28 protein-coding genes are annotated in these 24,038 nt (G+C 65.0%); 14 read left to right on the plus strand and 14 right to left on the minus strand.

Translation table 11 applies throughout. The annotated features are described in order from the left end of the window. Positions 1-578: 578 nt before the first annotated feature. On the minus strand, positions 579-1,154 hold the full coding sequence (locus GOSPT_RS02270; RefSeq protein WP_005202518.1) for a TetR/AcrR family transcriptional regulator: 576 nt from the start codon (positions 1,152-1,154) through the stop codon (positions 579-581). A gap of 86 nt (positions 1,155-1,240) precedes the next feature. On the opposite strand from GOSPT_RS02270, the gene GOSPT_RS02275 reads away from it, so the two are divergent. Next, a complete protein-coding gene (locus tag GOSPT_RS02275) occupies positions 1,241-1,957 on the plus strand; it encodes an SDR family oxidoreductase (RefSeq protein ID WP_005202519.1) in 717 nt (238 codons plus the stop codon). 60 nt (positions 1,958-2,017) lie between these two features. Continuing rightward, on the plus strand, positions 2,018-2,572 hold the full coding sequence (locus tag GOSPT_RS02280; protein ID WP_005202520.1) for a hypothetical protein: 555 nt from the start codon (positions 2,018-2,020) through the stop codon (positions 2,570-2,572). Positions 2,573-2,580: 8 nt separating this feature from the next. On the opposite strand, the gene GOSPT_RS02285 is transcribed toward GOSPT_RS02280, so the two are convergent. After that, the gene (locus tag GOSPT_RS02285) at positions 2,581-2,844 is read right to left on the minus strand and encodes a DUF1905 domain-containing protein (RefSeq protein WP_005202521.1); all 264 of its coding nucleotides are present in this window, start codon (positions 2,842-2,844) and stop codon (positions 2,581-2,583) included. Between the two features lie 85 nt (positions 2,845-2,929). On the opposite strand from GOSPT_RS02285, the gene GOSPT_RS02290 reads away from it, so the two are divergent. The 4 genes from GOSPT_RS02290 (at position 2,930) to GOSPT_RS02305 (ending at position 5,087) form a co-directional block, all read left to right on the plus strand. After that, a complete protein-coding gene (locus GOSPT_RS02290; RefSeq protein WP_005202522.1) occupies positions 2,930-3,580 on the plus strand; it encodes a TetR/AcrR family transcriptional regulator in 651 nt (216 codons plus the stop codon). Positions 3,581-3,680: 100 nt separating this feature from the next. Beyond that, entirely contained in the window at positions 3,681-4,019 is a 339-nt protein-coding gene (locus GOSPT_RS02295; RefSeq protein ID WP_197494592.1) for an ArsR/SmtB family transcription factor, read from the plus strand. Next, positions 4,012-4,464: an SRPBCC family protein gene (locus GOSPT_RS22760; protein ID WP_005202525.1), complete on the plus strand. Its 453-nt coding sequence runs from the start codon at positions 4,012-4,014 to the stop codon at positions 4,462-4,464. Before GOSPT_RS02295 ends, GOSPT_RS22760 begins: the two co-directional genes overlap by 8 nt. Further along, positions 4,461-5,087, plus strand: a complete 627-nt coding sequence (locus GOSPT_RS02305; protein WP_005202526.1) for a maleylpyruvate isomerase family mycothiol-dependent enzyme — start codon at positions 4,461-4,463, stop codon at positions 5,085-5,087. The genes GOSPT_RS22760 and GOSPT_RS02305 overlap by 4 nt, the downstream gene beginning before the upstream one ends. A 28-nt stretch (positions 5,088-5,115) precedes the next feature. Here GOSPT_RS02305 and GOSPT_RS24485 read toward each other — a convergent pair whose 3' ends face one another. From GOSPT_RS24485 to GOSPT_RS02315, 3 genes are all read right to left on the minus strand, one after another. Then, the gene (locus tag GOSPT_RS24485; protein WP_280985312.1) at positions 5,116-5,250 is read right to left on the minus strand and encodes a hypothetical protein; all 135 of its coding nucleotides are present in this window, start codon (positions 5,248-5,250) and stop codon (positions 5,116-5,118) included. 492 nt (positions 5,251-5,742) lie between these two features. Beyond that, positions 5,743-6,066, minus strand: coding sequence for an AzlD domain-containing protein (locus GOSPT_RS02310; protein ID WP_005202527.1), 324 nt, complete (start codon positions 6,064-6,066; stop codon positions 5,743-5,745). Then, complete coding sequence (locus tag GOSPT_RS02315) at positions 6,063-6,893, minus strand: AzlC family ABC transporter permease (RefSeq protein WP_039854454.1); 831 nt, start codon at positions 6,891-6,893, stop codon at positions 6,063-6,065. Before GOSPT_RS02315 ends, GOSPT_RS02310 begins: the two co-directional genes overlap by 4 nt. A gap of 18 nt (positions 6,894-6,911) precedes the next feature. Between GOSPT_RS02315 and GOSPT_RS02320 the strand changes: the two genes are divergently transcribed. Both GOSPT_RS02320 and GOSPT_RS02325 read left to right on the plus strand, forming a co-directional pair. Then, on the plus strand, positions 6,912-7,550 hold the full coding sequence (locus GOSPT_RS02320) for a helix-turn-helix domain-containing protein (protein ID WP_005202530.1): 639 nt from the start codon (positions 6,912-6,914) through the stop codon (positions 7,548-7,550). A gap of 278 nt (positions 7,551-7,828) precedes the next feature. Beyond that, positions 7,829-9,316 (plus strand): DEAD/DEAH box helicase, encoded by a 1,488-nt coding sequence (locus tag GOSPT_RS02325; RefSeq protein WP_005202531.1) that lies wholly within the window; start codon positions 7,829-7,831, stop codon positions 9,314-9,316. Here GOSPT_RS02325 and GOSPT_RS02330 read toward each other — a convergent pair. From GOSPT_RS02330 to GOSPT_RS02345, 4 genes are all read right to left on the minus strand, one after another. Then, positions 9,288-10,103, minus strand: coding sequence for a maleylpyruvate isomerase N-terminal domain-containing protein (locus GOSPT_RS02330; protein ID WP_005202533.1), 816 nt, complete (start codon positions 10,101-10,103; stop codon positions 9,288-9,290). The two genes, GOSPT_RS02325 and GOSPT_RS02330, sit on opposite strands and share 29 nt — an antisense overlap. 110 nt (positions 10,104-10,213) lie before the next feature. Beyond that, complete coding sequence (locus tag GOSPT_RS02335) at positions 10,214-10,720, minus strand: hypothetical protein (RefSeq protein ID WP_005202534.1); 507 nt, start codon at positions 10,718-10,720, stop codon at positions 10,214-10,216. Between the two features lie 17 nt (positions 10,721-10,737). After that, on the minus strand, positions 10,738-12,267 hold the full coding sequence (locus GOSPT_RS02340) for a 4Fe-4S binding protein (protein WP_005202536.1): 1,530 nt from the start codon (positions 12,265-12,267) through the stop codon (positions 10,738-10,740). A gap of 45 nt (positions 12,268-12,312) precedes the next feature. After that, positions 12,313-13,332, minus strand: coding sequence for an AurF N-oxygenase family protein (locus GOSPT_RS02345; protein ID WP_005202538.1), 1,020 nt, complete (start codon positions 13,330-13,332; stop codon positions 12,313-12,315). A 177-nt stretch (positions 13,333-13,509) separates the two neighbouring features. Between GOSPT_RS02345 and GOSPT_RS02350 the strand changes: the two genes are divergently transcribed. Then, positions 13,510-15,363: a cation:proton antiporter gene (locus GOSPT_RS02350; RefSeq protein ID WP_005202540.1), complete on the plus strand. Its 1,854-nt coding sequence runs from the start codon at positions 13,510-13,512 to the stop codon at positions 15,361-15,363. Positions 15,364-15,446: 83 nt separating this feature from the next. Here the strand turns inward: GOSPT_RS02350 and rpsR are convergent, their stop codons facing one another. From rpsR to rpmB, 4 genes are all read right to left on the minus strand, one after another. After that, positions 15,447-15,704, minus strand: coding sequence for a 30S ribosomal protein S18 (gene rpsR / locus GOSPT_RS02355; protein WP_005202542.1), 258 nt, complete (start codon positions 15,702-15,704; stop codon positions 15,447-15,449). 79 nt (positions 15,705-15,783) lie between these two features. Further along, the gene (gene rpsN / locus GOSPT_RS02360) at positions 15,784-16,089 is read right to left on the minus strand and encodes a 30S ribosomal protein S14 (RefSeq protein ID WP_005202543.1); all 306 of its coding nucleotides are present in this window, start codon (positions 16,087-16,089) and stop codon (positions 15,784-15,786) included. Then, positions 16,089-16,253 (minus strand): 50S ribosomal protein L33, encoded by a 165-nt coding sequence (gene rpmG, locus GOSPT_RS02365; RefSeq protein WP_005179659.1) that lies wholly within the window; start codon positions 16,251-16,253, stop codon positions 16,089-16,091. The genes rpsN and rpmG overlap by 1 nt, the downstream gene beginning before the upstream one ends. Next, positions 16,253-16,489, minus strand: coding sequence for a 50S ribosomal protein L28 (gene rpmB, locus GOSPT_RS02370; protein WP_005202545.1), 237 nt, complete (start codon positions 16,487-16,489; stop codon positions 16,253-16,255). The genes rpmG and rpmB overlap by 1 nt, the downstream gene beginning before the upstream one ends. A gap of 166 nt (positions 16,490-16,655) precedes the next feature. Here rpmB and mrf point away from each other — a divergent pair, with 166 nt between their 5' ends. From mrf to GOSPT_RS02390, 4 genes are all read left to right on the plus strand, one after another. Then, complete coding sequence (gene mrf, locus GOSPT_RS02375; protein ID WP_005202552.1) at positions 16,656-17,993, plus strand: ribosome hibernation factor-recruiting GTPase MRF; 1,338 nt, start codon at positions 16,656-16,658, stop codon at positions 17,991-17,993. After that, entirely contained in the window at positions 17,990-18,241 is a 252-nt protein-coding gene (locus GOSPT_RS02380; RefSeq protein ID WP_005202553.1) for a type B 50S ribosomal protein L31, read from the plus strand. Before mrf ends, GOSPT_RS02380 begins: the two co-directional genes overlap by 4 nt. Before the next feature lie 153 nt (positions 18,242-18,394). Beyond that, positions 18,395-19,525 (plus strand): DUF2510 domain-containing protein, encoded by a 1,131-nt coding sequence (locus tag GOSPT_RS22765; protein WP_005202554.1) that lies wholly within the window; start codon positions 18,395-18,397, stop codon positions 19,523-19,525. A gap of 586 nt (positions 19,526-20,111) precedes the next feature. Continuing rightward, the gene (locus tag GOSPT_RS02390) at positions 20,112-22,124 is read left to right on the plus strand and encodes a DUF222 domain-containing protein (RefSeq protein WP_005202555.1); all 2,013 of its coding nucleotides are present in this window, start codon (positions 20,112-20,114) and stop codon (positions 22,122-22,124) included. Between the two features lie 164 nt (positions 22,125-22,288). Here GOSPT_RS02390 and GOSPT_RS02395 read toward each other — a convergent pair whose 3' ends face one another. Next, positions 22,289-22,549, minus strand: a complete 261-nt coding sequence (locus tag GOSPT_RS02395; RefSeq protein WP_210734464.1) for a hypothetical protein — start codon at positions 22,547-22,549, stop codon at positions 22,289-22,291. Between the two features lie 308 nt (positions 22,550-22,857). Between GOSPT_RS02395 and GOSPT_RS02400 the strand changes: the two genes are divergently transcribed. Continuing rightward, positions 22,858-23,721 (plus strand): universal stress protein, encoded by an 864-nt coding sequence (locus tag GOSPT_RS02400; protein WP_005202566.1) that lies wholly within the window; start codon positions 22,858-22,860, stop codon positions 23,719-23,721. Positions 23,722-24,038: the final 317 nt, after the last annotated feature.

A 24,038-nucleotide genomic window follows, 5' to 3' on the forward strand; every position in this document is an offset into this window, starting at 1 on the left:
GCGCACGCCCGCGGAGGAGGCTCTTGCTGTAACGGGGGGTGGGTTGATGTTGCACGCGATGCAATTGACGAGCAGGGCGTGCTGCGGCGGCAATTTCGGAGCCTTCCTTTAGGTCCGGAATGGGACGACGATGACGGAGTACCCGACGGAGAGAACGACGCTGGACCCGACTTCGATTGGGATGAGGTTCCTGGCGCACTAACGGGAGATGAAGATGTCGCACTACTGTGGCGACCAGATCTCGATGGGATCGATGATCCTGGCGGTGAGACAAATAGTTTCCTGCGCATGGGCGACTATAGGCCTGGGGCCTGGCACGTTCGATTTGACCGGTACGGAGACGGTCCGAATCCAGCATCAACCATTTACTGAGGGCATCCGGGCGAACGGCTTGGGCCTTGGCTCGAGCGCCCACTATCCGTGTCCGGCAGACAGTCCCACGGCTCCAGCATCTACTCGGAGCTGCGGCGAGTGGACAAATCATGTGGGGCTAGGGGTTTCGGAAACCCGAACGCGCGATCGCCTCGACCGCGAACTTGCCGAGTCCATGCGGCATCGGTGTTCTTGAACGTGTGAGCTCACGCAGACTTCTCTGCTGCGGTGCTCACCGCCCGCAGCGCCGTCATCGCGGTGTCGGCGATGTTTAGGAGGTCCTGGGTCGAGCCGCCGTCGCGCGCGCATCCCGACATTCCGCGAAGAACGGCAACGAGGAACTCTGCGAACTGATCGCTGTTGACTGTGGCGGCGAGGTCTCCGTCGCGTATGCCCTGGTCGAGTCGATCCTGTAGGCGCGCCCGCAAGGTTTCCCGCTGCGCACCGAGGCGCGGTTCGGTCAGCATCAGGCAGCCGGGCGGCGTCGTAGGTCCGGTGTGCGCGTGTGCGGTGTCGTCGAGTATTCGGGCGATCGCCTGTTCGACGGTCGGCAGCGCGGTTGCGTCGTCGACTGCTGCGATCGCGCGGTCGAAGTAGAGCGCCGACGCCTCGTCGAACAGGTGCTGTTTATCGCCGAAGGCCGCGTAGAGGCTCGGTGCCGTGATGCCCATGGCGGCAGTGAGCCGCGCGATGGAGGAGCCGTCATATCCCGAACGCCAGAACTCCTCGACGGCCGCCAGCAGGGCGGCGTCGCGATCGAAACTCCGAGGTCGGCCTGCCACGGTCCGACAATAACATAGCGACCGTTACAGAATGTGTTACGGTGGCTGAGTCAATAAGCTAGCGATCGATACAGAATGGAACCATCATGAACATCGAGGGTGCGGTTGTGCTCGTCACCGGCGCGAACAGGGGAATCGGAGCGGCGTTCGTCGAACAACTCAAGCGCCGCGGGGCGTCGAAGATCTACGCGGCGGCTCGCGACGCCGGCACCATCCACGCGGACGGCGTCGAGGCGATCTCGCTCGATGTCACCAATCCCGACGACATCGCCGCTGCCGCCGCGACGGCGACCGACGTCGATCTGCTGATCAACAATGCGGGCATCTCCACGGGAACGCCGCTGGTGTCCGGAGATGAGGCAGCGATCCGTCGCGAGATGGATACCAACTTCTACGGGCCGCTGCTTGTGACCCGTGCGTTCGCGCCGATCCTCGAATCGAATGGTGGGGGAGCAATCCTGAACGTCGTGTCTGCGTTGTCGTGGTTCACCGCACCGGGCGCCGGCGCGTACGCCGCGTCGAAAGCAGCAGCCTGGATGCTCACCGACAGCACCCGACTCGAGTTGGCCGCGCAGGGCACGCAGGTCACGGCCATCCACATGGGTTTGGTCGACACCGACATGTCTCAGGGCATGGACGCGCCCAAGCTTTCACCCGCCGAGCTGGCAAATGCCGGCCTCGACGCCATCGAGTCGGGAGAGCAGGAAGTGCTGGCGGACGACTGGGCAAAGCTTGTGAAGTCCGGACTCACGCTCGAGCCGAAGCAACGCTACGAGCAACTCTTCGGCACAACCGGTGCGTAGTTGGCAGATGAGGCTCCCGAGCGGGTAAGACGGAATCGTCCGCTCCGAGAGGTGATGGTCATGAGCCATGACATCCTGTCCGACGCCGAGATCGCAGCTCTGACTGCGCAGCAGCGTCGGGATCTGATTGCCCGACTGTCCCGCCCGCTCGACGGGATAGCGCCGAGCCCGGTTGTGCGCAGCAGGATTCGGCGCGTGCGCATCGGTGTGATGGCGATCGGCGCGACGGCGCTCATCCCGTGGATCGTCTTCCTCGGGCTGACCCTGCCGGTCGACTACGTTGCCCACAACTGGTCCGTCACCTGGATTGGCTTCGACGTCCTGCTCGTCACCATGATGACCGCGACGGCGGTGCTGGCGTTCCTGCGTCGACAACTGCTGGTGCTCGCGGGATTCACCACCGGAATCCTGCTCATCTGCGACGCCTGGTTCGACATCATGACCGCGGCCCCCGACGACCGATGGGTCTCGCTACTCACCGCGTTCCTCGCCGAACTACCGCTCGCTGCACTTCTGATTCTGGGCACCACGCGGATCATCCGCCTCAACGCCGTACGCCAGTGGCAGATGGAACCCCATGCGCCGCTGTGGGATCTACGGATGGCGCTCGGCTGAGCTGTTCTCTACCGGTCTGGGTCGACGACGAGCTCCACCTCGACCTCGTCGCCGGCGCCGCGTCCCGTCTTCTTGCGCGTTTCGGCATTGAATGACACGAGGTAGCGCCCACCCATCACGCCGATGGTCGTGCGGTATGTGTAATCGCCGTCGATGGTGACGATGACGGGCACGCGCTTCCCACGACCGAAGGCGAGCACGACGTCCTCGTCAACGACGATCCCGACGTTCTTGCCGCCCGTTGCCTCGAGCACGGTACGAAATGTGGTCATGGCTCTCCTCGGGGTCGCTGGGTGTACCGATGATAGGTTGGATGGAACTAGACTGTCCAGTACTCCGACGATTGGCTGACGCAGAATGAGCGAGAAGGACGACGAGCCGACGCCGGGGCGGACCGAGCGTAAACGGCAGGCGATTCTCGACGCCGCGACGGAACTCTTCCTGCGGAACGGGTTTCGCGGAACGAGCATGGACGAAGTGGCGACGCGGGCGGGTGTGTCGAAGCAAACCGTCTACAAGCAGTTCACCGACAAAGAGCGTCTGTTCCGGGACATCGTCGAAGGTGTGGCGTCGAACTCGGACGCGGTAATAGCCACGCTCACATCAGCATTCGGCGATTCGGCCGCGACATCGTCGAGAGCGCTCGAGACGCGGCTCCGCAGCGTCGCGCTCGTGTACCTCGATGCGGTGCTGAACCCGCGGGTGCTGTCCCTGCGTCGACTGATCATCGCCGAGGCGGACGCCTTTCCGGATCTCGCCCGCAGCTACTACGACTATGGGCCGGGGCAGGGCGTCGAAGTCGTGGCGCAATGTTTGCAGCCGTACATCGACGCAGGGCTGCTCGTCGTCAACGAGAGTCGTCTTGCTGCAGCGCATTTCGCCTATCTGGCGCTTGGGTCCGCGCTGGATCGAGCCCAGTTCATGCCCGACGACCTGCCCGATAGCGCTGAGCGTCAACGGCTTTCCACCGCGGCAGCAGCAGCATTCGTCGCCGCCTATGGCGCCTGAGCTTGCGTGCGGCATGCCCGCGTGACAACACGCTTGCGTCGTCCTATACTACTCATAACGTGTACAACTGATAAGTAGTGAAGATGGAAAGTGAGTGGTGATGACAGCTCAACTGGGCGACACATTTGCTGCCCTCGCCGACCCGACGCGGCTGGCCATCGTCGAAACGTTGACCAGGGGCGACGCGACGATCAACGAGCTCACCGAACAGTCGACGCTCACGCAGCAGTCGATCTCCAAGCACGTCAAGGTACTCGAAGACGCCGGCCTCGTGACGCGGACGCGGATCGGTACGTCACGCCCGTGCCATCTGGAAGTCCATCGACTCGACGCCGCCCAGCGATGGCTCGCAGGCCGTCGCGACGAGTGGGTGGCTCGACACGACAGGCTCTCCGAGCACTTGTCGTCCATCGTCGAACAGGGAAAAGGTCATGGCTGACGACACTTTCACAGTGCGGCGGATCTACCGTGCCCCAAGGGAACTCGTCTTCGCGTGTATGACCGAGCCCGAACACCTCACTCACTTCTGGGGTCCGACGGGGACGTCGACGCCGCTGGAGGGGATCGTCGTCGAGCTGCGCCCAGGTGGCGCCTTCGAGACGACGATGGTCAACGACGTCGACGGCTCGGAGTACCGGATGCGCGCCGAGTACACCGACGTGGAGGCACCGCGGTTCTTGGCTTGGCGTGAAGTGGACTCCGGAGTGCACACCTCGCTGACATTCGTCGACCTCGGCGACGGCACAACGGAAGTCGTCACCCATCAGCGAGGTTTGCCACCGGAATATCGCACACCAGAAGCGAGGGCCGGTTGGCAGACGGCGCTCGAACGTGGCGTCACCTACGTCGAAGACCTTGCCCGACAACCGAAAGAACCCTCATGAACATCTCGACCACCGACCTTCAGGCGCTCGTCGGCCTGCAACTGTCCGCGTTGGCTGATCTCCTCGACGACGGCGCGCAGTCGCTGGGCGGTGGCGCCGCTCTTGCCGACGCCGAAACACTGTGCGCGGGATGGCGCGTGCGGCACGTCGTTGCACATATGACGATGGCCGCACGCTACGACGGGCCCGCCTTCATGGCGGAGCTATCCGCGGTGGATGGCGACTTCGAAAAGCTGTCGCAGACGATCGCGGAGCGTGACGCGCGCCGACCGTTCAGCGAGCTACTCGACGACCTGCGCGGCGACACCATGGCCGGGTGGGCGCCACCTGGAGGTGGAGCCGCAGGCGCGCTGACTCACGCGGTGATCCACTCTGCCGACATCACCGTTCCGAATACGTTGCCGCGCAGCTCGTCTGATGACGCGACGCTGATTGTCCTCGACTCGCTCGCGGATGGAATCGCAGGTCGACAGTTCGGAGTGGATGTCGGCAATCGCACGCTTCGTGCAACCGATCTCGCGTGGTCGTTCGGTGACGGCAGCGAGGTGGTCTCTCGTCCAGCGAGCGAGCTTGTGGCGCTACTCGCCGGACGAGCGGTCGGCGGAGTCGATCTCAGGAGCTGATGAAGCATTACGGCTCAGGCCGTTCCGATCACGACCACGTGTCGAGGTAGGCGCGATAGGTGCCGACCGGAAGCGTTGCGTCGTACGTCATTTCGCCCGACGGTGAGAACTCCGAAATGTGCGGAGCGGTACCCCAGCTCCCGAAGGTGTATCCGTCGGCCACTGCCTGGGCGTTGCCGGTGGCCGCGGTGGCCAGGCCCGCAGGATGTGCTTGGCGCCGAACGAGAGTCGCGGTGCGTCGAGTGCAGCATGGACAGGACGCGTGGAGTCGGGCGCTTACGCATGTGTGAGATCCCTCGGTAGATCGATGCGAACTCAAGGATCTTCGGGCGTTCGTGTGCTGACGACAAGCTCTCGCGCCGGGGGATTCGAACCAGTAATGCCGTCGTGTCCGGGTCGCGGAGAGGGGATTTGGGTCAAGCGTGCAAAAAGTACACGCCCTGTGCTCCGAGTAAGAGCGAGCTCACGCAACACCGCGAGCGAGTAAGTCCGATCACTCATCTGTGCTTCGGGCGCAGGTCGGCGTAGGGCGGAGTCAGCGAGCGCGCAGAAAACCACAGCCTTCCGGTGCTCCGCACGTACCGGTACATGCGCGCGCTGCGCGGGGTGTGGTTTTCTGCGCGGCGCCGACCCTGGGATCGGGGCCTGGGCAAGCTCACGCAACGCCAATGGCCCGGAGCCCAGCGGCAACACCTGCCGCCAGCAAGATCACCACGATCAGCGGTGCCTTGAGCAGTGCGGCCACCACCCCGGCGGCAACTCCCGCCGGCCGCGCCCATCCGGACAGATCCTGCCCGGCGTAGAGAGCGCCGGTCGCGGCGACCGCGACAAGGAGTACCAGCGCGGCGCGGTCGATCAGCGCGCGCACTTTTTCCGACACGGTGATTCGTGAGCGCAACAGGGGGCCGGCCAACCGCAGAGCATAGGTACCCGCAGCCAGCACCGCGACGCCGATGAACAGTTGCGTCCCGTGCGTCACGACGCACGCTCGGCGGTATGGAGCGCACGGTCGGTATAACGAGACGCACGGGCTGCGGTATGAGGCGCACTTTCGGCGTAACGAGGCGCACTGTCGGAGGGATGGAGCGCACGCTCGGCAGTATCCAGTGCGCGGTCGGCATTGCGGCGGGGGAGTGGGACGCCGGCAAGAAGCCCGGCGAGAGCCATCAGGACCGGGACGCCCGCGGGGACGAAAGGCGTTGTGGCAACGGCGATCACGGCACCCAGGGCCAGCGACGCGCCGAGCTTGCCGCGCTCGGAACGTTGTGCGCGCAGTGCCGAAATAGCCAGTGCGGCCAGCAGTGCGGGGAACGCGGCGTCGAGTCCAAGTGTCTCGGGACTCGAGATGACCTGTCCCGCAGCAGAACCCACGGCTGAGCCCGCCGGCCACGAGACGAGCACGCCGATCCCACACCACAGGAAGGCGGCACGCGCACGTTCGGCGTCGGGTGCTGCGGCGGTCAGGGCGGCCGTCTCGTCGTTCACCATGTGTGCTCCGACGAGTCGGCGCATGCCAGAGCCGAGATACGGCCCGACGGACAGACCGTAGCCGAGGTTGCGGGTATTGACGAGCAGGCCGGCCAGAGCGCCGACGATGGGCAGTCCGCCGGTGGCGAGAATGCCGACGAAAACGAACTCGCTCGAGCCCGCCATCACCACGCAGGCGATGGTCAGGATCTGCCACCAACTGAGCCCTGCGCTGTGACCGGCGACGCCGTACGAGCATCCGATGACGAACACCGACAGCGCCATCACTGCGACGCTGCGCAGCGTGTCGTAGCCGAGTGTTTCCCATGACGAACGCATGACCACTATGATGAACATATGGGTACTGTTCGTCAAGATGAACACTCGGACGATTTGCCGGACGACCACCTCGGTGGCGCTGCGGGTCGATCCGAGGCCGATCCGACGGCGTCGGGTCCCACCGCGGTGATCGCAGCGGCGCTCAAGCGTGAGCGGGCGCGCGTCGGCCTGTCGATCGGCGAACTCGCACGGCGTGCAGGCATCGGAAAATCGACGTTGTCGCAGCTAGAGCAGGGTCTTGGTAACCCGAGCATCGAGACCGTCTGGGCGCTGAGTGAGGCGCTCGGCCTGACCTTCTCCGACCTCGTCGACACCCCGCCGCGTCGGGTGGAGGTGATCAGGTTCGGTGACGGACCGGCCATTCCGTCGGCGACCGCCGAGTACATCTCGACGCTGTTGTCCGCGGCTTCGCCGTCGTCGCGACGCGACATCTTCTTGCTGCGCGCCGAGCCGGGGGAGCCGAAAGTGTCTCGCCCGCACGCGCGCGGCGTCGTCGAACATGTCGTTCTGTCTGCGGGGAGGGCGTTGGTTGGACCCCTCGACGATCCGGTCGAGCTTCGGCCCGGCGACTACATCTCGTATCCCGGAGATGCCGACCATGTCTTCGACGCACTGGAGCCCGGCACATTCGCGGTACTGGTCAGCGAAGCTTTCTGACATTTCCGCCGCAACCACTTCGGGGCGCAAACGTGACTGCGCTCACCATGATTCGCTCACTCGGACGGCCTCGCGTAAGGTGAACCTATTGGCGTGCACAGACATAGCCAACGCGTCGTAGATCGCAATTCTCGCGGCGGGTCCCCCACATAGCCCGGGGTCGACCTCCGCTCTTTGACTTCATACGGCGAAACGACTTCGCGCACCCGCGATTTCGCCACCACAGCACAGGCCACCGTGGTCCGCAGTGCTGATGAGCACGTAGAGAGACCTTTTACATGACTACATTTGCCGAGCTCGGCGTACCTGCCGAGATCGTGAAAGTCCTTGCCGCGGACGGAAAATCCGAGGCTTTCCCCATCCAGACCGACACCCTTCCCGCCACACTCGACGGCGGCGACGTCCTCGGCCGCGGCCGTACGGGTTCCGGTAAGACACTTGCGTTTTCGATCCCGCTGGTCGCCGGACTGGCCGAGCTCGACGTCGACCGCGTCCCCGGCGCGCCCACCGGCCTCATCCTCGCGCCGACGCGTGAGTTGGCCACACAGATCGCCACCGCGGTCGAGCCGCTGGCGAAGGCCGTCGGCCTGACCGTCACCACGATCTTCGGTGGCGTCAAGCAGGCCCGTCAGGAGCAGGCGCTCGGGCGCGGCGTCGACATCGTCGTCGCATGCCCCGGACGACTCGAAGACCTGATGCAGCAGCGCATCGTTCGTCTCGACAACGTCGAGATCACCGTCATCGACGAGGCCGACCACATGGCCGACCTGGGCTTCCTTCCCGGAGTCACCCGAATCCTGGCCGCAACGCCTGCCGACGGACAGCGGATGCTCTTCTCGGCCACCCTTGACCGCGGCGTCGACAAGCTGGCCAAGCGCTTCCTCGACAATCCGACGATGCACTCGGTCGACGAGGCCACGTCGCCCGTCGAGGCTATGACGCACCACGTCTTCGAGATCGAGCACGCCGACAAGAACGCCATGGTCGCCGAGCTCGCATCGGGAACGGGACGTCGAATCCTCTTCACACGTACCAAGCATCAGGCGCGCAAGCTCGCCAAGAAGCTCACCTCCGACGGCATCCCCGCCGTCGACCTGCACGGCAATCTGTCTCAGCCGCAACGTGATCGGAACCTGAAGGCGTTCGGCGAGGGCGGTGTGCGCGTGCTCGTGGCGACCGACGTCGCCGCGCGCGGTGTGCACGTCGATGCCATCGAGCTCGTCGTCCACGTCGACCCGCCCGCCGAGCACAAGGCGTACCTCCACCGCTCCGGCCGCACCGCGCGTGCGGGCAACGCGGGCGATGTCGTCACACTGTGCCTGCCGGATCAGCGTCGCGACGTTGCCGGCTTGCTCGGCAAGGCTGCGATCAAGGTCAAGCCGGTTCGGGTGCGCCCGAGCTCGGCAGAGGTCGACGCTCTCGTCGGCGCACGCGCCGAGCGAGTCGAGCCGACACCGGAGCCCGCCCGCCCTGCCGCACAGTCCCGTCAGGGAGCCGGCGGTGGACGTGGTCGTGGTGGCGCCAACGGTGCACGACGCCGCAGCGGCGGACCCCGCGACGCGCAGAGCTCGCGTGGTTCGGGTCAGCGCGGGTCGAGCCAGCGTGGTTCGGGCCAGCGCAGTTCCGGGCAGGGTAGCTCGAGCCAGCGCGGCTCAGGCCAGGCGCGCGGCGGTCAGCCGCGTGGTCAGCAGGGCTCGAACACGCAGAGTCGTGGACAGCAGCGCGGCGGCGGTCGCGTCAGGCATCAAGCGGCGCGAACCGCTTGACAAGATGGGTAGCGAGCCATGGACTGGGACCCCAGGCCATGGCTCGTCCTGTCAGTAGCGCACGTATCGGAGACATGCGGCCGTAGCCGATCAGCACGCCCGCAGCCGGTTTGACGCTCACGTAGAGATCGGGATCGGCGTGCTCGTCGGGATTGATCTCGAGGTGTCCGTCGGCGAACTGGTACACGAAGCGCTCGTCGGTCCCGCGGAATCGGATCTCGAACGTGGCGTCGGGTGACGCCTCGCCGAGATGATCGATCCAGCAGGGCAACAGTTGGTGCCGTCCGCGTGCGACCAGCGGTGCGACACCGGGGTCGAGTTCCCAGTGGGCGCCGACCGTTCGCGCGATGTCGTGGCCGTGCACGGTCATTTTCCCGATCAGTATGCCGAGCGCGGAGTCGGCGCGGACTCCGCGGCAATCACCTTCGACGGGCATGACGGGCACCCGCGCACCGAAGTGGCCGACCAGATCCAACAGTTCGTCGAGGTCGTCGAGAAGCCTTGCCGCGAGCTTGTGTACGTCACGGGTGGTCAGATTCGCGATCTGCTTTGCGTAGATGTCCTTGAGATCAGAGGGGCGGCTCGGCCACGCTGTGGCGCCACATGCCAGGTCAAGGTAGCGGGAGGGCTCGCTGGCGACGTGTCCGACACACTCTGCGATGGTCCACTTCGACCGCCTTCCCAGCGACGCGTCTGGGTTGTCGATGCTGCACACGAGGTCGACGAAGTTCTGAGCTGTCGACCGTGCTGCATCGATATAAGCAAACCGTGAAAGTGTGTTGTTCATCCCCAAGGCCACCCCCGTCGCGGGATGACGATACTCGTGAGCGCATGTCTATGCGACGCTCAGTCGGTGTCATTCGAACGTAGGAAACCGAATTGTGACATTGCGTCGATTCAGATACCGGCGGCACTGAAAATTGCGGAACGCACAGCGGCAAAACAGTCGTCGGCTTCCGACTCCGGTCCGAGCCCGATGTGGCAGGTGTTGCCGAGCGGCCCGGCGTCGTCGAAGCCGGACACCGTGAACCCACGCTCGGAAGGATTGGTCGACAACGCGTCCGTCGGCGACAGCGTGGCCTGCGCAAATGGCACAGACGTCACGACGACTCCTTTGCTCGACCCGACCACCTCGACGATCAGATGCGCGGGCGTCAGCACGACGAGCGTCCCGAAATCGGTGTCGTCGGTGTCGGGTTCTGAGCTCTGTGGCGCCAGCGGACCCGGCTTCACCGACTGCGAACTGCGGGTGACCCACGCGGGGGACTGATCGTCAAGTTTTAGCCCCTCGTCTTTGACGTACTCGCGGAGGCCGAGACGCATTTCCGTCGCGAGCAGCGGCAGGTTCGCCTCGGTCGTCGTGCGGTCGTATTCGGCTTGTTGAGTCGGCTTTGAAGGGCTCATGCCCGCAAATCTACCGATCAGCGGCCGGCCCGGACGAGCGTTGCGCGTGACCCCCGCGTCTGTTGGTGCGACGGTCGCGGCAGCAGACCGGCTTCGAGATCGGCCAACAGCGAAGCGACGGTCTCGCCGGAGTCTGTCTTGTTGGTACCGATGAAGCCCGACGGCCCGCGCTTGATCCACCCGGTCACGTACATCCCCGGCACACGACGACCCTCGTCGACGACGCGTCCTTGGTCGTGCGGGATCACGCCGCGCGCGGCGTCGAATGGAAGTCCGGGGACAGGCCGACCGCGGTACCCGACTGAGGTGAGAATCAGTCCCGCGGGCAGCGTCGTCGTGTGGGTGCCGCCTGTGTTCGTGACGACGAGTCCGTCAGCGGCGCCGAAGCCGTCGACCGACACCGCCTGCGGTGTGTGGTGGAACGCGAGGCGGATGTGGCGACCGGAGACGGGCTCGTCGGTCGCCAGTTCTGCGAGGAGTTCGAGCTTGGCCCGTGCCACCGCGTCGAGGTCGTCGAAGGGCACGTCTGTGAAGTCGGCGGGGTCGGTGACCACTCGCACGCCGTTGTCGGCGAGGCCGACGAGTTCGGGCAACGTGAAGGCGGCATGCTCTGGACCTCGACGCCCGAGCACCGTGACCTGCTCGATCGACGACGACTCCAGCGCGGCAAGCGCACGAGGGGCGATCGACGTCTTGGCCAGTCTTTGCGCACCACCGACGAGGATGCGCGCGACGTCGAGTGCGACGTTGCCGTTCCCGACGACGACCGCACTGCGGTGCGACAGGTCGGGATCGAGCGAGGCGAAGTCGGGATGGCCGTTGTACCAACCGACGAACGACGTGGCCGATCCGACGCCGGGAGCGTCGATGTTCTCGATCTCGAGGCGACGATCCGTCGGCGCACCTCCCGCCCAGATCACGGCGTGATGCCGTGCGCGCAGGTCGTCGAGCGTGATGTCACGGCCGACCTCGGTGTCGAGGAGGATCTCGACTCGTGGATTGCGGGCGATGTCGTCGAACAGGTCGATGACTTTGCGGGTTCGGGTGTGATCCGGGGCGACGCCGTAGCGGGCGAGGCCGAAGGGGCGTCGGAGACGTTCGTAGATCGTCACCGACACGGAGCGGTGGCGGAGCAGGTCGTCTGCCGCATACATTGCCGACGGCCCCGATCCGACGATGCCCACGGACACCGGCTCGTCGAAATCGAGTGCCCGCGGGTGCTCGATCGGCGCGAGTGGAAGCCGCTGCACCGGGTCGACGGGGAACCGTGCGTCGGTGAGACCTAGCTGTCCTTCGGCCGCGTAGGCGAGTGCGTTGATGTCGGCAAAACGTTCCTGCCCCAACGGGATTCGATGCGACGGAACGATCGCCCCCACCGGGCACGCACTGACGCATGCCCCGCAGTCGACGCAGGTCGTCGGATCGATGTAGAGCATCTCCGACGTCGCGAAGTCCGGCTCGTCCGGTGTCGGGTGGATGCAGTTGACCGGGCACGCGTAGACGCACGAGGCGTCGCCGCAGCACGACTGGGTCACGACATGTGGCATGTTGGGCCCGTTACTCTTTCGGTGGCAGGGGTTGAGTGATCGGGCTCAGGCCGCGGTGTAGGTCGGTTCGCTGCGGAACCGTGACGAACGGCCCGAGATCCCGAGTGCTCGCCACATTGCGCGGGAGGCCGGATTCATCAGGCCGCACTGCTCGGCGAGCATCCGCACATCACCGAATACGTTGCGGCGCACACGCTTCGACGACTCGGCGCGCCAGAAGATGTCGCGCATGACGTCGCGCGGGACGTCGAATTCACGCCTGAATCCACGCGGCGGAACCATTATCGCGCCGAGCAGGATGCGCATGGCCAGGGGAAACATCAGCGAGAGCACGAAACGCTGGAAGCGGCCCTTGCGGGCGACGTTCTCGCGGAGGTGATGATGCGCGAACGAGATGTGCCGTGCTTCCTCGGCGACGTGTAGCTGCATGACGGCCGCCATCGCCGGGTGGAGGTCGGATCGCATGCGCAGGAAGTCTTTTTGGAGATGGTCGATGGGCTCCTCGCCGCCGAGGATGCCGAAGAAGAAGATGGTGGGGAACGTCGTCGACACCAGCGGCACCACGGGGGAGATCAGTCGGTAGCCGAGCTTGGCGCCCGGAACGTCCATGCCGATCCGGTTGACCAGCTCCTGGAACATCAGCGTGTGGTTGCACTCCTCTTTCGACTCGTGCGTGGTGTAGCGAAATTCCTTGGCGCCGTTGGGCAATTTGAAGCTGTATTGCATCAGGCCGCGGATCAGGATCGACTCGAACTGCAACCCGACCTTCGCGACGTTCGCCTGTCGCCACATGCCGATGCGGATCTGCTTGTCGAGCGGCTGTTCCTGATACCAGGGGTGGCGGCCGATGGGGTCGACCTCGTAGTTGAGCACCCAGCGCGGATCGTCGGGCACGACGTCCATGTCCGCAGCGTCCCAGTCGATGTCGAGGTAGGGGTCGAAGTTTCGGTGCACCGACGCCGACGAGAGGTCGTCGAGGACCTGCTCGTATTCGGCGCGGGGAAGCCCGTGCTCGGCGTCGCTCGACGCCGTCTCGTCGGGGTCGTACCTCAGTGCCTTCGTCATGAGAATTGCCTTCCGCGAGATGCAAGTGGTGCGTGAGCACAGCCGACAGTGTGGGGTGTCACACCGTAGGCTTTCGACGGTAAGTGGCACCGAAATTGTTGTCAACAGTCAATGGCACAGTTTTCGGTGGAATTGTTCTTCAGTGGCGGGCGACAGTCTCTGAAAGGGGCCGGTGCGATGGAAAAGGTGCTGATCGTTGTTGCGGCGGTTCTCTTCATCGCGCTGGTGACCGACATCGCCCCTCGCCTGCGGATTCCCGCACCTCTTGTCCTGGTATTCGTCGGCGCGGTGATCGGCATCATGCCGTTCGTGCCCGCCTTCCACGTCGATCCCGAGTGGATTCTGGTCGGAGTGCTTCCACCGCTGCTCTATTCGGCGGCCATCGGTATGCCGACGATGGACTTCCGCAGGGACTTCACCGCGATCAGCACGCTGTCGGTGGTGCTGGTGATCCTCAGTGCCGTGGTCGTCGGGTGGTTCTTGACGCTTGTGGTGCCTGACATCTCGCTGGCGACGGGTGTCGCGTTGGGTGCGATCGTGAGTCCGACCGACGCGGTGGCGACGTCGATCGCCAAGCGGATGGGCGTACCGTCGCGCGTCGTCGCGGTCCTCGAGGGCGAGAGCATGCTCAACGACGCATCGGCGCTGGTACTCCTACGTGCTGCCGTCGCGGCGACCGCGGCCACGATCTCGTTCTGGGGCGTGGCGTTGAACTTCGTCTTCGCTGTTGCGGGCGCGGTGGCCATCGGTGCAGCTGTGGGCGTCGCCAACCTGTGGGTGCGGTCGCGGATGCGCGACGCCACGGCCAACACGGCGATCTCGTTCACCGTTCCCTACATCGCGTACGTGCCCGCGGAGGCGATCGGAGCGTCGGGTCTCGTCGCCGCGGTCACCGCGGGCCTGATCACCGGGGCGGGCGCGGTCAGGTATCTCACGCCGCAGCACCGCATCTCGGACATGCAGAACTGGCACGTCGTCGAGCTGATCGCCGAGGGCGCGGTCTTCCTGCTGATGGGTCTCGAGCTCTTCACCCTCATGTCCGACGTCCACAACGACCACGAAGGCGTGCCGAACGCGGTGTGGATCGGGCTGTCGGTGTTGTGCGTCGCGCTGCTCGTGCGAGCCCTGTACGTCGTGCCGCTGGCGTGGTGGCTCGACAGGAAGCGACGACGCGGTGATCGGCTCCGCCCGATGCTCGCGGATTTCTCGGTGACGCCGAGCGACGACGTCGACCGCGACCAGGAACGTCGGAGTCGGCAGTGGTGGCGCAGGGCTTCTCGACGACGCCGCCACCGCGACGCCACCAAACTCGCGGCGGGCGACATGCCGCCCGTCTCCACGGACACCGCGGCCCGTATCAATTCGCGGATCACGCGCACCCTCGCCGACATCGACTACTACACCGAAGCGCCGCTGGGCCCGAAGGAGTCGGCGATCGTGGTGTGGGCCGGAATGCGCGGCGTGGTGACGGTGGCCGCAGCTCAGACGCTGCCGGACGATACGCCGAGCAGGCCGCTGCTGGTTCTCGTCGCATTCGTGGTCGCGGCGGCGTCGTTGCTGATCCAGGGTGGCACGCTTCCCTGGTTGATCCGCACGCTCAAGATCGGCGACGACAGCGAATCGATGCTCGCTGAACGTCGACGGCTTCGTGCAGAACTCGACGCGACCGCCCAGAAGGTGATGGCCGAGTCCGAGACGGTCAGACAGATCCCGTGGTTACGACCGCGACTCGAACAGGTCAGCCGCGAGGCTGAGGAAGACGCCGAGGCCGGCGCCGTCACCGATTCCGATGATGGTTCGGCCGACGATCCGAATAGCGGTGTGGTCCCCGCCGGCGCGAGCACGCCGTACGGCCTCAGCTTCGAAGAACGCGTGCAGATCCGACGAACGCGTCGAGAGATCATCGCCGCTCAGCGTAAGAAGCTGCTCAAGCTGCGCAGTCAGGGGACTTACAGTTCGTCCGCTCTGAGCCGCGCGCTCGGGCAACTCGACGCCGAGGAGATCAGCCTCGACATGCAGCGCGGATCGTGACTCGCTGAATGTTGCGGTTGCCCAGGCGCGCGGATACCGCGCCTGTGGGCAACCGGAACCGAAGACTCCGCAGCGGCGACGAGTCAGCGCTGAGAAACGAAGGGCAGCAACGCCATTTCGCGCGCATTGCGGATGGCGGTGGCCACTTGGCGCTGTTGCTGCGGGGTCAGTCCCGTGACGCGTCGGCTGCGAATCTTGCCGCGGTCGGACAGGAACTTGCGCAGCAGGTTCACGTCCTTGTAGTCGACTTCGGTGATGTTGAGCGCGTTGAGCTGATTGCGCGTCTGCTTGGGCTTGGTGTCGGCGCCTGGCCGTGGCCGACGCGGTGTTCGCTTCGCCATGGGTGATGTCCTCTGTAGTGGGTAATGGGTGGTAGGCCGCAGGTGTGGACGCTGTGAGCGCCCACACCTTCGACGGTACTCACCAACTCGACTTGTGGATGCCCGGTAGTTCGCCGCGATGGGCGAGTTCGCGGAAGCGGACGCGCGACACGCCTGCCTTGCCGACGTAGCCGCGCGGGCGGCCGTCGACGGCGTCGCGGTTGCGGATGCGCGTCGGGCTCGCGTTGCGGGGCAGCGCCTGCAGGTCGCGCTGCGCCTGTGCGCGCTGTTCGGGTGTTGCGGCTGCGTCGACGATGGTCCGCTTCAGTGCCGAACGTCGTTCGGCGAAGCGGGCAACGGTCTCACGACGCTGCTCGTTGCGGATGATCTTGGACTTCTTGGCCATCAGCGATCCTCACGGAATTCGGTGTGACGCTTGGCGATCGGGTCGTATTTGCGGATCACCATGCGGTCGGGATCATTGCGGCGGTTCTTACGGGTGACATAGGTGTAGCCGGTTCCGGCCGTCGACCGGAGTTTGACTATGGGTCGGATCTCGTTGCGAGCCATCAGACTTTCTCTCCTCGTGCGCGAATCTGGGCGACCACGGCTTCGATGCCCTTGTGGTCGATGGTCTTGATGCCCTTGGCGCTCACGTCGAGCGTCACGAAACGTCGTTCGCTGGGCAGGTAGTAGCGGCGTCGTTGGATGTTGGGGTTCCAGCGGCGTGAGGTCCTTCGGTGCGAGTGCGACACCTGATTGCCGAACCCCGGCGTTCTCCCGGTGACCTGACATCGTGCTGCCACGGCACAACCTCCTTGTTGGAAACGATTGGCGTTAGTGCGGTATTCCACGCTATCGTGGCGACACGCTAAATGGAAATTGTTGCCAATAATTCTGACGTGAAGGAGCGAGGCTGTGCAGGCCGATCCAACTGATGCACGACGCCGGCCGTCGATACCGCGCACTCCGATGACACTGGTCACCGGGCTCGACAGGGACGCGGTGGCGCGGACCACGGACGCGCTCGCGATGGCTGGGACCACGCTGGTCCACCACGACCTCTCGTCGCTACCCAGTGGTCGGGTGCTGCGCACGACACGCACGATCGACCTCGACGGCGTCGAGCACACCGACATTCGCGAGATCTCGCTCGAGCACGGATGCGTGTCGTGCACGCTACGGATCGACCTGCTCCCGCTACTGCGTCGACTCCATCAGCGATCAACGGTGGAACGCATTGTGCTGCAACTCGATCCGCTCATCGAACCCGAGGCGCTGTGCTGGGCGATCGAGCATGTCGTCTGCTCGGACATGCCGGGATTCGTCGACGCTCCCGCGGGGTACGACGTCGCCGTCGACGCGACCATCGCGTGCGTGTCGGAGATGGAGTGGCTCGACGCCGCGAGCGGTGACGTCACACTCGGCGAGGCGGGGCTAGTCGAGTGGTCTGCTGAGTTGGATTCTGCTGTGGCCGACGACGATCGCACCCTGGCTCAGGTGGCGGTTGGTCAGGTCGCCTTCGCCGACGCATTGGTGCTCGCGGGCGCCGACCCGGCGTTTCGCGATGCATGGTCGTCGGCGCGGCTGATGGAGGTCTTGCGTCGCCTCGCGCCCGGTGCTCCGATCGTGATGGAGTTGCCGCAACGACCCATCCGGCCGGGCATTCTGATTCAGTTGCTGCGCGCGATCGGCCCGACCGCCCGACGCGGCGCTGTCTTCGGTCCGCATGACCCGCTGCTGCGCGGAACTCCACCGTTGACCACGGAATGTGGCGTGTCGATGGCTGTGTTCGAGAGCGACAGACCCTTCCATCCGACGCGCCTGCACGACGCCCTCGACCATCTGCTCGACGGCGTGATCTGCTCTCGCGGGAGGCTGTGGCTGGCCACCCGATTCGACGACGTGTTCTGGTTGGAGTCCGCCGGCGGGGCGCTACGGGTCGAGGAAGCGGGGCAGTGGCTCGCGGCGATGTCGGCCGACGAGCGTTCCGACGTCGAGGAGACTCGTCTCGCGATGGCGGCGCTTCGGTGGGACGAGACTTTCGGTGACCGTCACAACGCGCTGACGATCCTGGCGCACCGCGCCGACGTCACCGAGATTGTCGAGGCATTGCACGCCGCCACGCTCACCGACGTCGAAATGGCGGAGGGGCCGGATGCCTGGCGCGAGTACGACGACCCGTTCGGCACCCGGCACGAGGACCCCTGCGCCGACAGCACGCATCCCGGGTCAGGGCTGCTCTCCATCACAGACGGCCTCGACACCGATCAACAGCGCAACGATTCCGAGAAAGGGGATCTCCCATGAAATCTGACATCCATCCCGACTACCACCCGGTCGTCTTCCGCGACGCCGCGACCGGCACGCCATTCCTTACCCGGTCGACCGCGACGTCGACGGAGACCGTGGAATGGACTGACGGACAACACTATCCGCTGATCGTCGTCGACATCACGAGCGCGTCGCATCCGCTGTGGACCGGCACCGCGCGGGTCGTCGACACCGAGGGACGCGTCGAACGTTTCCGGCGGAAGTACGCGGGTCTGCGGGCATAGGATTCGGGGGCGGTCGTCATAGGTGTGGTCGTGGAGGGGTGACGATGCCGCACATGTACGATTCCGACACCGCTCCGAGACAGCACCGGAGCGCACGCCGGGGGCGACGACGTCTCGCGGGTGATGGATGTGGATCGATCCAGGAGGATGCGGATGTCGGTCGTAACGTATGAAGGCTCCGATTGCACTGCGGTGCTCGACACCGACGCGGCAACGCTCACACTCACGCACCGAGGTTTTGGCACCGCAAAGCACAAGAAGATGTCATCGCCGTGGGTTATCCCACTCGGGGCGATCAGGGATATAGAGATCAAAGAACCTCGAGCGCTCACGATTGGGTGGGTTCGATTCGTGCTGGCTGATCGTGTGGGCTGGGATAAAGATAGATACCAGGATGTGAATGCGTTCGGCCTGAGTGCGGGAAAGAACATTCAACCCTTTATTGACGACGTGAACTCGGCTCGACGCTTCGTCAAACCGACTGCCGTCTCGACGCCCCCGGTGCAGTCGAGGACTCAGCAGACCCAAGCGAAGAGCGAGGAGGATCGAGTTCGTAGAGAAGCCGATCGAGTTCGTAAAGAAGCCGAGAGGGTTGAGGCCAACCAGCGAAAAGAAGCGTGGAAGGAAGAGAAGGCGACTGCGAGCGATCGTGCACTGCGTCCCGACGTCGCGGCGATGAAGGCGGCGATGGATACGAAATCGGGGGTTGACGTCGAGATCGCCTACCTGACCACGCACTTGGGTATCGACGAAAAGGTTGACGTTGCCTGTACCGGCTTATACGAGCTCCACACCGGTCTCCTGACCGTCACCGATTCCCGGGTCTTATTCACCTTCCACAGCAGGACCAAACTCGTGGTCGAGGCGGCCGATTTTTCATCGATCACTTCGATCAATTGGTCGCCGGGAATGGTGCTCGGGAAGATTGCGATCGTCTCGCAGGAGAAGGTCCTCGAGGTCAAGAGTGTGGTCAAGGGCGACGGTATCGCGGTGGTCGATCGAATTCGAGAAAAGCTCGATGCCATCGTAGTCGCGAAGGCCGCTGCACCCAGACAGACCTTGGCTGCGCCTGCTGCCGTCGCTCCAGCGCATGCCGTTGCGTCAGCTTCTGCGGTTGCGTCGGCTCCTGAGCCGCGAGTTTCGGAACCGGCTTCGATCGAGATCATCCCACCGCCGCCGTCTGTGCCGCCCGGCTGGTATCCGGAGTCGGCCGACGCGGTTTTGGTGCGTTATTGGAACGGCGCGCAGTGGACCGACCACACCGCACCGCGGCCGGTGCCGTGAGTATCACTGAGCCAGTAGCAGTAGCAGTAGCAGTAGCAGTAGCAGTAGCGGCAGAGGACGCAGTGGCGGTGCCGTGCTGGATAGCACGACGACACAAGGTGAACTCGAATTACATTGCGCCGGCCGGATCTGCCAGCGGTCGCCGGCACGCCAGATCGGGTACGTGCGTACCACTATTGATGGTGCGCTGCGATCAGTACGACGATGAGCCGTAGCGTCTGCAAACTGTCCGACGACGCGACCGCGATCAACGCGATGTCGAGCGACGCGATCTCGACCATGGAATGACATGGCGGACAACACTATCCGCTGATCGTCATCGATATCGAGAGCGTGTCGCACGAGCTGTTGGCCAGCACTACGCGCGTCGTCGACACCGCGGGAAGTGTAGAGCGTATAGGGCGGCTGTACACGCGAAGGGCGTAGTGGGAGCGGCACGCCAGGAGGCTGGTCCTGGGCACGGATCACTGGGTTGGCGGCCATCCACAGATTCGATCCTGTGTTCGAGATTTTCCTCGACAGTGTCCGCATTGCCGGGTAGTGTAGAACACATATTCGACACGACGTGGGGCGGGGGTGGCGGCACGTGAACAGCAACAGCAAACGCAACAGCAGTGAAAGCGGTGGCGCGCCTTCGGTTTTGGCTGCTGCTGCGGTGGGTTCTGGGGATGCGGTGGTGGCGGAGAAGCTGTCACGCCTGGCAGCGGTGTTGGATGAGTTGGCTGCCGTGGATGTGTCGTTGGTGTCCGACGACGTTCTCGTCGAAGCCACCGTCGAGGCCGAACGCCTGGCGTTGCGCACGGCCGGTGCGGTCACCGATCGTTTGATTGTGGAAGCGTCCGACCGCGACCTGCCCCACGGTTTGGGGTTCCGCGATATTCGCAACTTCATGGGGCAGCGTCTGCATATCGGTGATCCCGCAGCTAGGTATCGGGTGATCGCGGCGACCGGTTCATTCACCACCATCTGCGGCGACCGCCTCCCGCCCTCCTGTCCGACGTTGGCCGGCTACGTCGTGGAAGGACGCGTCGCCGGCGCACACGTCCGCGCGGTACTCGAGGTGTTGGAGGCCATCCCCGGTGAGGTGTCCGCCGAGACGAAAGCTGCCGCCGAAGCACAGATGGCCGGCTACGCGGTCCAGTTCACGCCCGCCGAAATCACCAACCTCGGTTCACGATTGTTGGCGCATCTCGATCCGGATGGGACACTCACCAACCCGAAAGACCGCAAACGGCGACGCCGCTTGTGGGTGAACCGGCAAAACGCGCAGTTGATGTCGCGGTTGACTGCTGATTTGGATCCGATCGCCCGAGCCCGGCTGGACACCGTGCTCGACTCGTGGGCCAAACCCGGCATGAACAACCCCGACGACCCCGAGTCGCCTGTCGGTCCGATCACCACCGCGAATGCGGAGCAGGTCGCGGCGGCGGCGCTGCGGGATCAACGCTCACCCGCCCAACGCAACCACGACGCCTTCTCCGCCCTCCTCGGGCAGGTACTCGAATCCGGGATGTTGGGCAACACGCATCGGGGATTGCCGATCCAGGTGATCGTCACCACCAGCCTGCACGAACTCGAAGCACAGGCCGGGATCGCACAAACCACATCCGGAACACTGCTGCCGATCGGCGATGTGATCGAGATGGCCGCCTCCGCCGGGGCGAGCCAGTATTTGGCGGTGTTCGGTGAACACACCAGCATCCCTCTCTACCTTGGTCGGTCGAAACGGATCGCCACGCTGGGGCAACGACTCGCATCGTTCGCCTCGGCGGGCGGGAAGATGTGTTCCGCCCCCGGCTGTAACCAACCCGCGAGCAGGGTGCAGATGCATCACGCCGCCAAGGACTGGGCCGACGGCGGGTTGACCGACATCGACCAACTCGTCCCGGCGTGTGATGTGCACAACCGCAGGGTTGGTCCTAAACCCGGCCAATTCACCACCCGCATGATCACCGAGGGCCCTGATACCGGACGTGTTGCATGGCGGCTCAACGCTAAACCGGGCATGCCGGCCAATCCCGAACGCATCAACCGCGTCGCTGACGTCAAAGCCGACTTCCACGACTACCTCACCGCCGAACACACCAGCACCGAAGCCGCCGCCGCAGCACGCGCCGCCGGTGACGCGATCGCAGACATAGCTGCGGCCGAGAACGTCCCGGACGCAGCGGGTACAGGGTTTGTCGCCGAAGCGGCTGGGGCCGAATTCGCCTCGGACACAGCCGACACCGAGATCGGCGCGCGGCCTCCAGGTACAGCCGATGCCGAGATCGTCGCGGACGCAGTCGGCGCCTGGATGGCATCGCCACCCTCGATACAAGAACCGCCACCTGCGAGCCGGCAGACGACACGCCACACGGTCACCGGCGTCGAGCTCGCACTGGCGGACGCGATGCCCACCGGCGACACCCTGCGCCTGAGCTCGCGCGTCGACATCCAATGGAACCTCGCTGATCCACCCGACCCCGAGCCACCCACAGGCCCAGACGCGCCAACAGGTCCGGCTCCACCAGGCCTCGACCGCCTCGGCGGCCCCAACCGGCTCAGCGGCGTCGATCCGCCCGGAGACGTCGACCCGCCTTTGGCCGACGCCGCCTGACCGCTGTGTCACCTGACCACCGCGTCAGCCGACCCGCGCGCCAACCCGACCCGCGCGCTAGCCCACGATCCGGGTGGACCGTCGAATCCGGTTGTGCCGCAACCAGCCTGCCCGCCGCCACGCCCCGGTGGCGGGGTAGGGGTCCTGCCGCCTGGTGTCGAGTATCAATCCGCCAGCAGTAGCGGCGCCGTGCCGAACAGCACGATGACGAAGAAGGCGAACTCGAACCACATTGCGCCCTGCCAGATCTGCCAGCGGCCGGCGGCGCGCCAGACCCGGTACGTGCGTACCGCTGTCGACAGTGCTGCGATCAGTACGACAATCGGGGCGACGACGAGCAACAGCGTTTGCAGGCCGTCCGACGACGCGGCCGCGACTAACACGATGGCGACCGTGAAAAGCACCGTGATCACCACTGACGTCATTGCGCGACGGAACTCACTCGGCTCGGACGGTGATGGGCTGCCGGTGGATTCGCCCTCGTTCCGACCATCTCGATCGCTGGGCAAATTGTCTTGCGGCCCAGTCATTTTGGGTCACCACCAATCAGTTCGGGTGAAGGTGCCGTTTGTTCCGGATTTGGGCGGCGGTTCATCCACCGTACATCCGCCGATCACCGCCGAAGGCTCTGCTGACACCTTCAGGACTTTCTTCCATTGCCCTCGCAACCGTCGGCGGGCACGATGGATGGTGAGGGTTACTGAGCAGACAGTTGTGAGGAGTTGGAGAACAGATGAACGCGATTCTCGTCGGCGTCGACGGTTCTGAAGCGGCAACGGCAGCGGTCCGTTGGGCTGCGAAGGAAGCAGAACTCGAACACCTCGACCTGAAGCTGGTCGGGGTCTACGACGCGAGCACGAGCGACTACGCTCCGGGACTCATCATCCCGCAGGACGTGATCGATGCGATTCGGCAGGACGCCACCGACGCCGTCCAGAGCGCTGCCGCCGCAGCGAAGGAAGTTGCTCCAGACATCACCATCCACACGTCGATCGTCGACGGTGACGCAGCCCGAGTCCTGCTCGAACTCGGCAAGGACGCCGCACTCATCGTCGTCGGAACACGCAAGCTCGGCAGCGTGAAGGGACTCTTCCTCGGCTCCGTCAGCATGACCGTTGCCGCGCACCACCACGGTCGCGTCGTCGTGATTGACGGCGAGGGCAACACCGACGGACCTGTCGTCGTCGGCATCGACGACTCGCCGGTGAGCGAGGCTGCCATCAAGGAGGCGTTCCGCCAGGCGTCGTTGCGTAACGTGCCGCTCGTCGCGGTGCACACCTGGACCCCGCTCGACGTCGACGCCTTGCACGGCTACGGAATCGATCCCGACGAGGTCACTCGTATGTCGCAGGATGCCGTCGAAGCACTCGCAGAGCGGCTGGCGGGCTTTGCGTCGGACTTCCCCGACGTCACGATCGAGCGCAAGGTGATTCCCGAGGACCCGGCGAAGGCCGTGCTCGACGCCGCAGGCGACAAGGCGTCGCTCATCGTGGTCGGCAGCCGTGGTCGCGGTGGCTTCACCGGCCTGCTCCTGGGGTCGACGAGCCAGAAGGTGCTGCGCGAGGCCAACGCTCCCGTGATGGTCGTGCGGAGCTGACGGTCGTCGGCCGTCGCTGATCGGGCCCTGCTCGCCCACCGCTGATCGCCAACCGCTGCTCGCCAACCGCTGATCGGGCTTGCTCGCGAACCGCTGATCGCCAACCGCTGATCGGGCTTGCTCGCCAACCGCTGATCGAGCTTGTCGAGATCACCCGACCAGCGGTGGCAGCGAGCCGCACCTAAATGTGTGTCCAATCGAAGGATGTGTGTGCTGCAGCAGCCACATCCTTCAATACGACACACATTTAGGCCCGGCGGCCGCCCGGCGGGCCGGGGCGCTTGGGAAGTGATCTCGACAAGCTCGATCAGCGGTGG

Origin of the sequence: Gordonia sputi NBRC 100414 (assembly GCF_000248055.1) — a bacterium.
Classification (GTDB): domain Bacteria; phylum Actinomycetota; class Actinomycetes; order Mycobacteriales; family Mycobacteriaceae; genus Gordonia; species Gordonia sputi.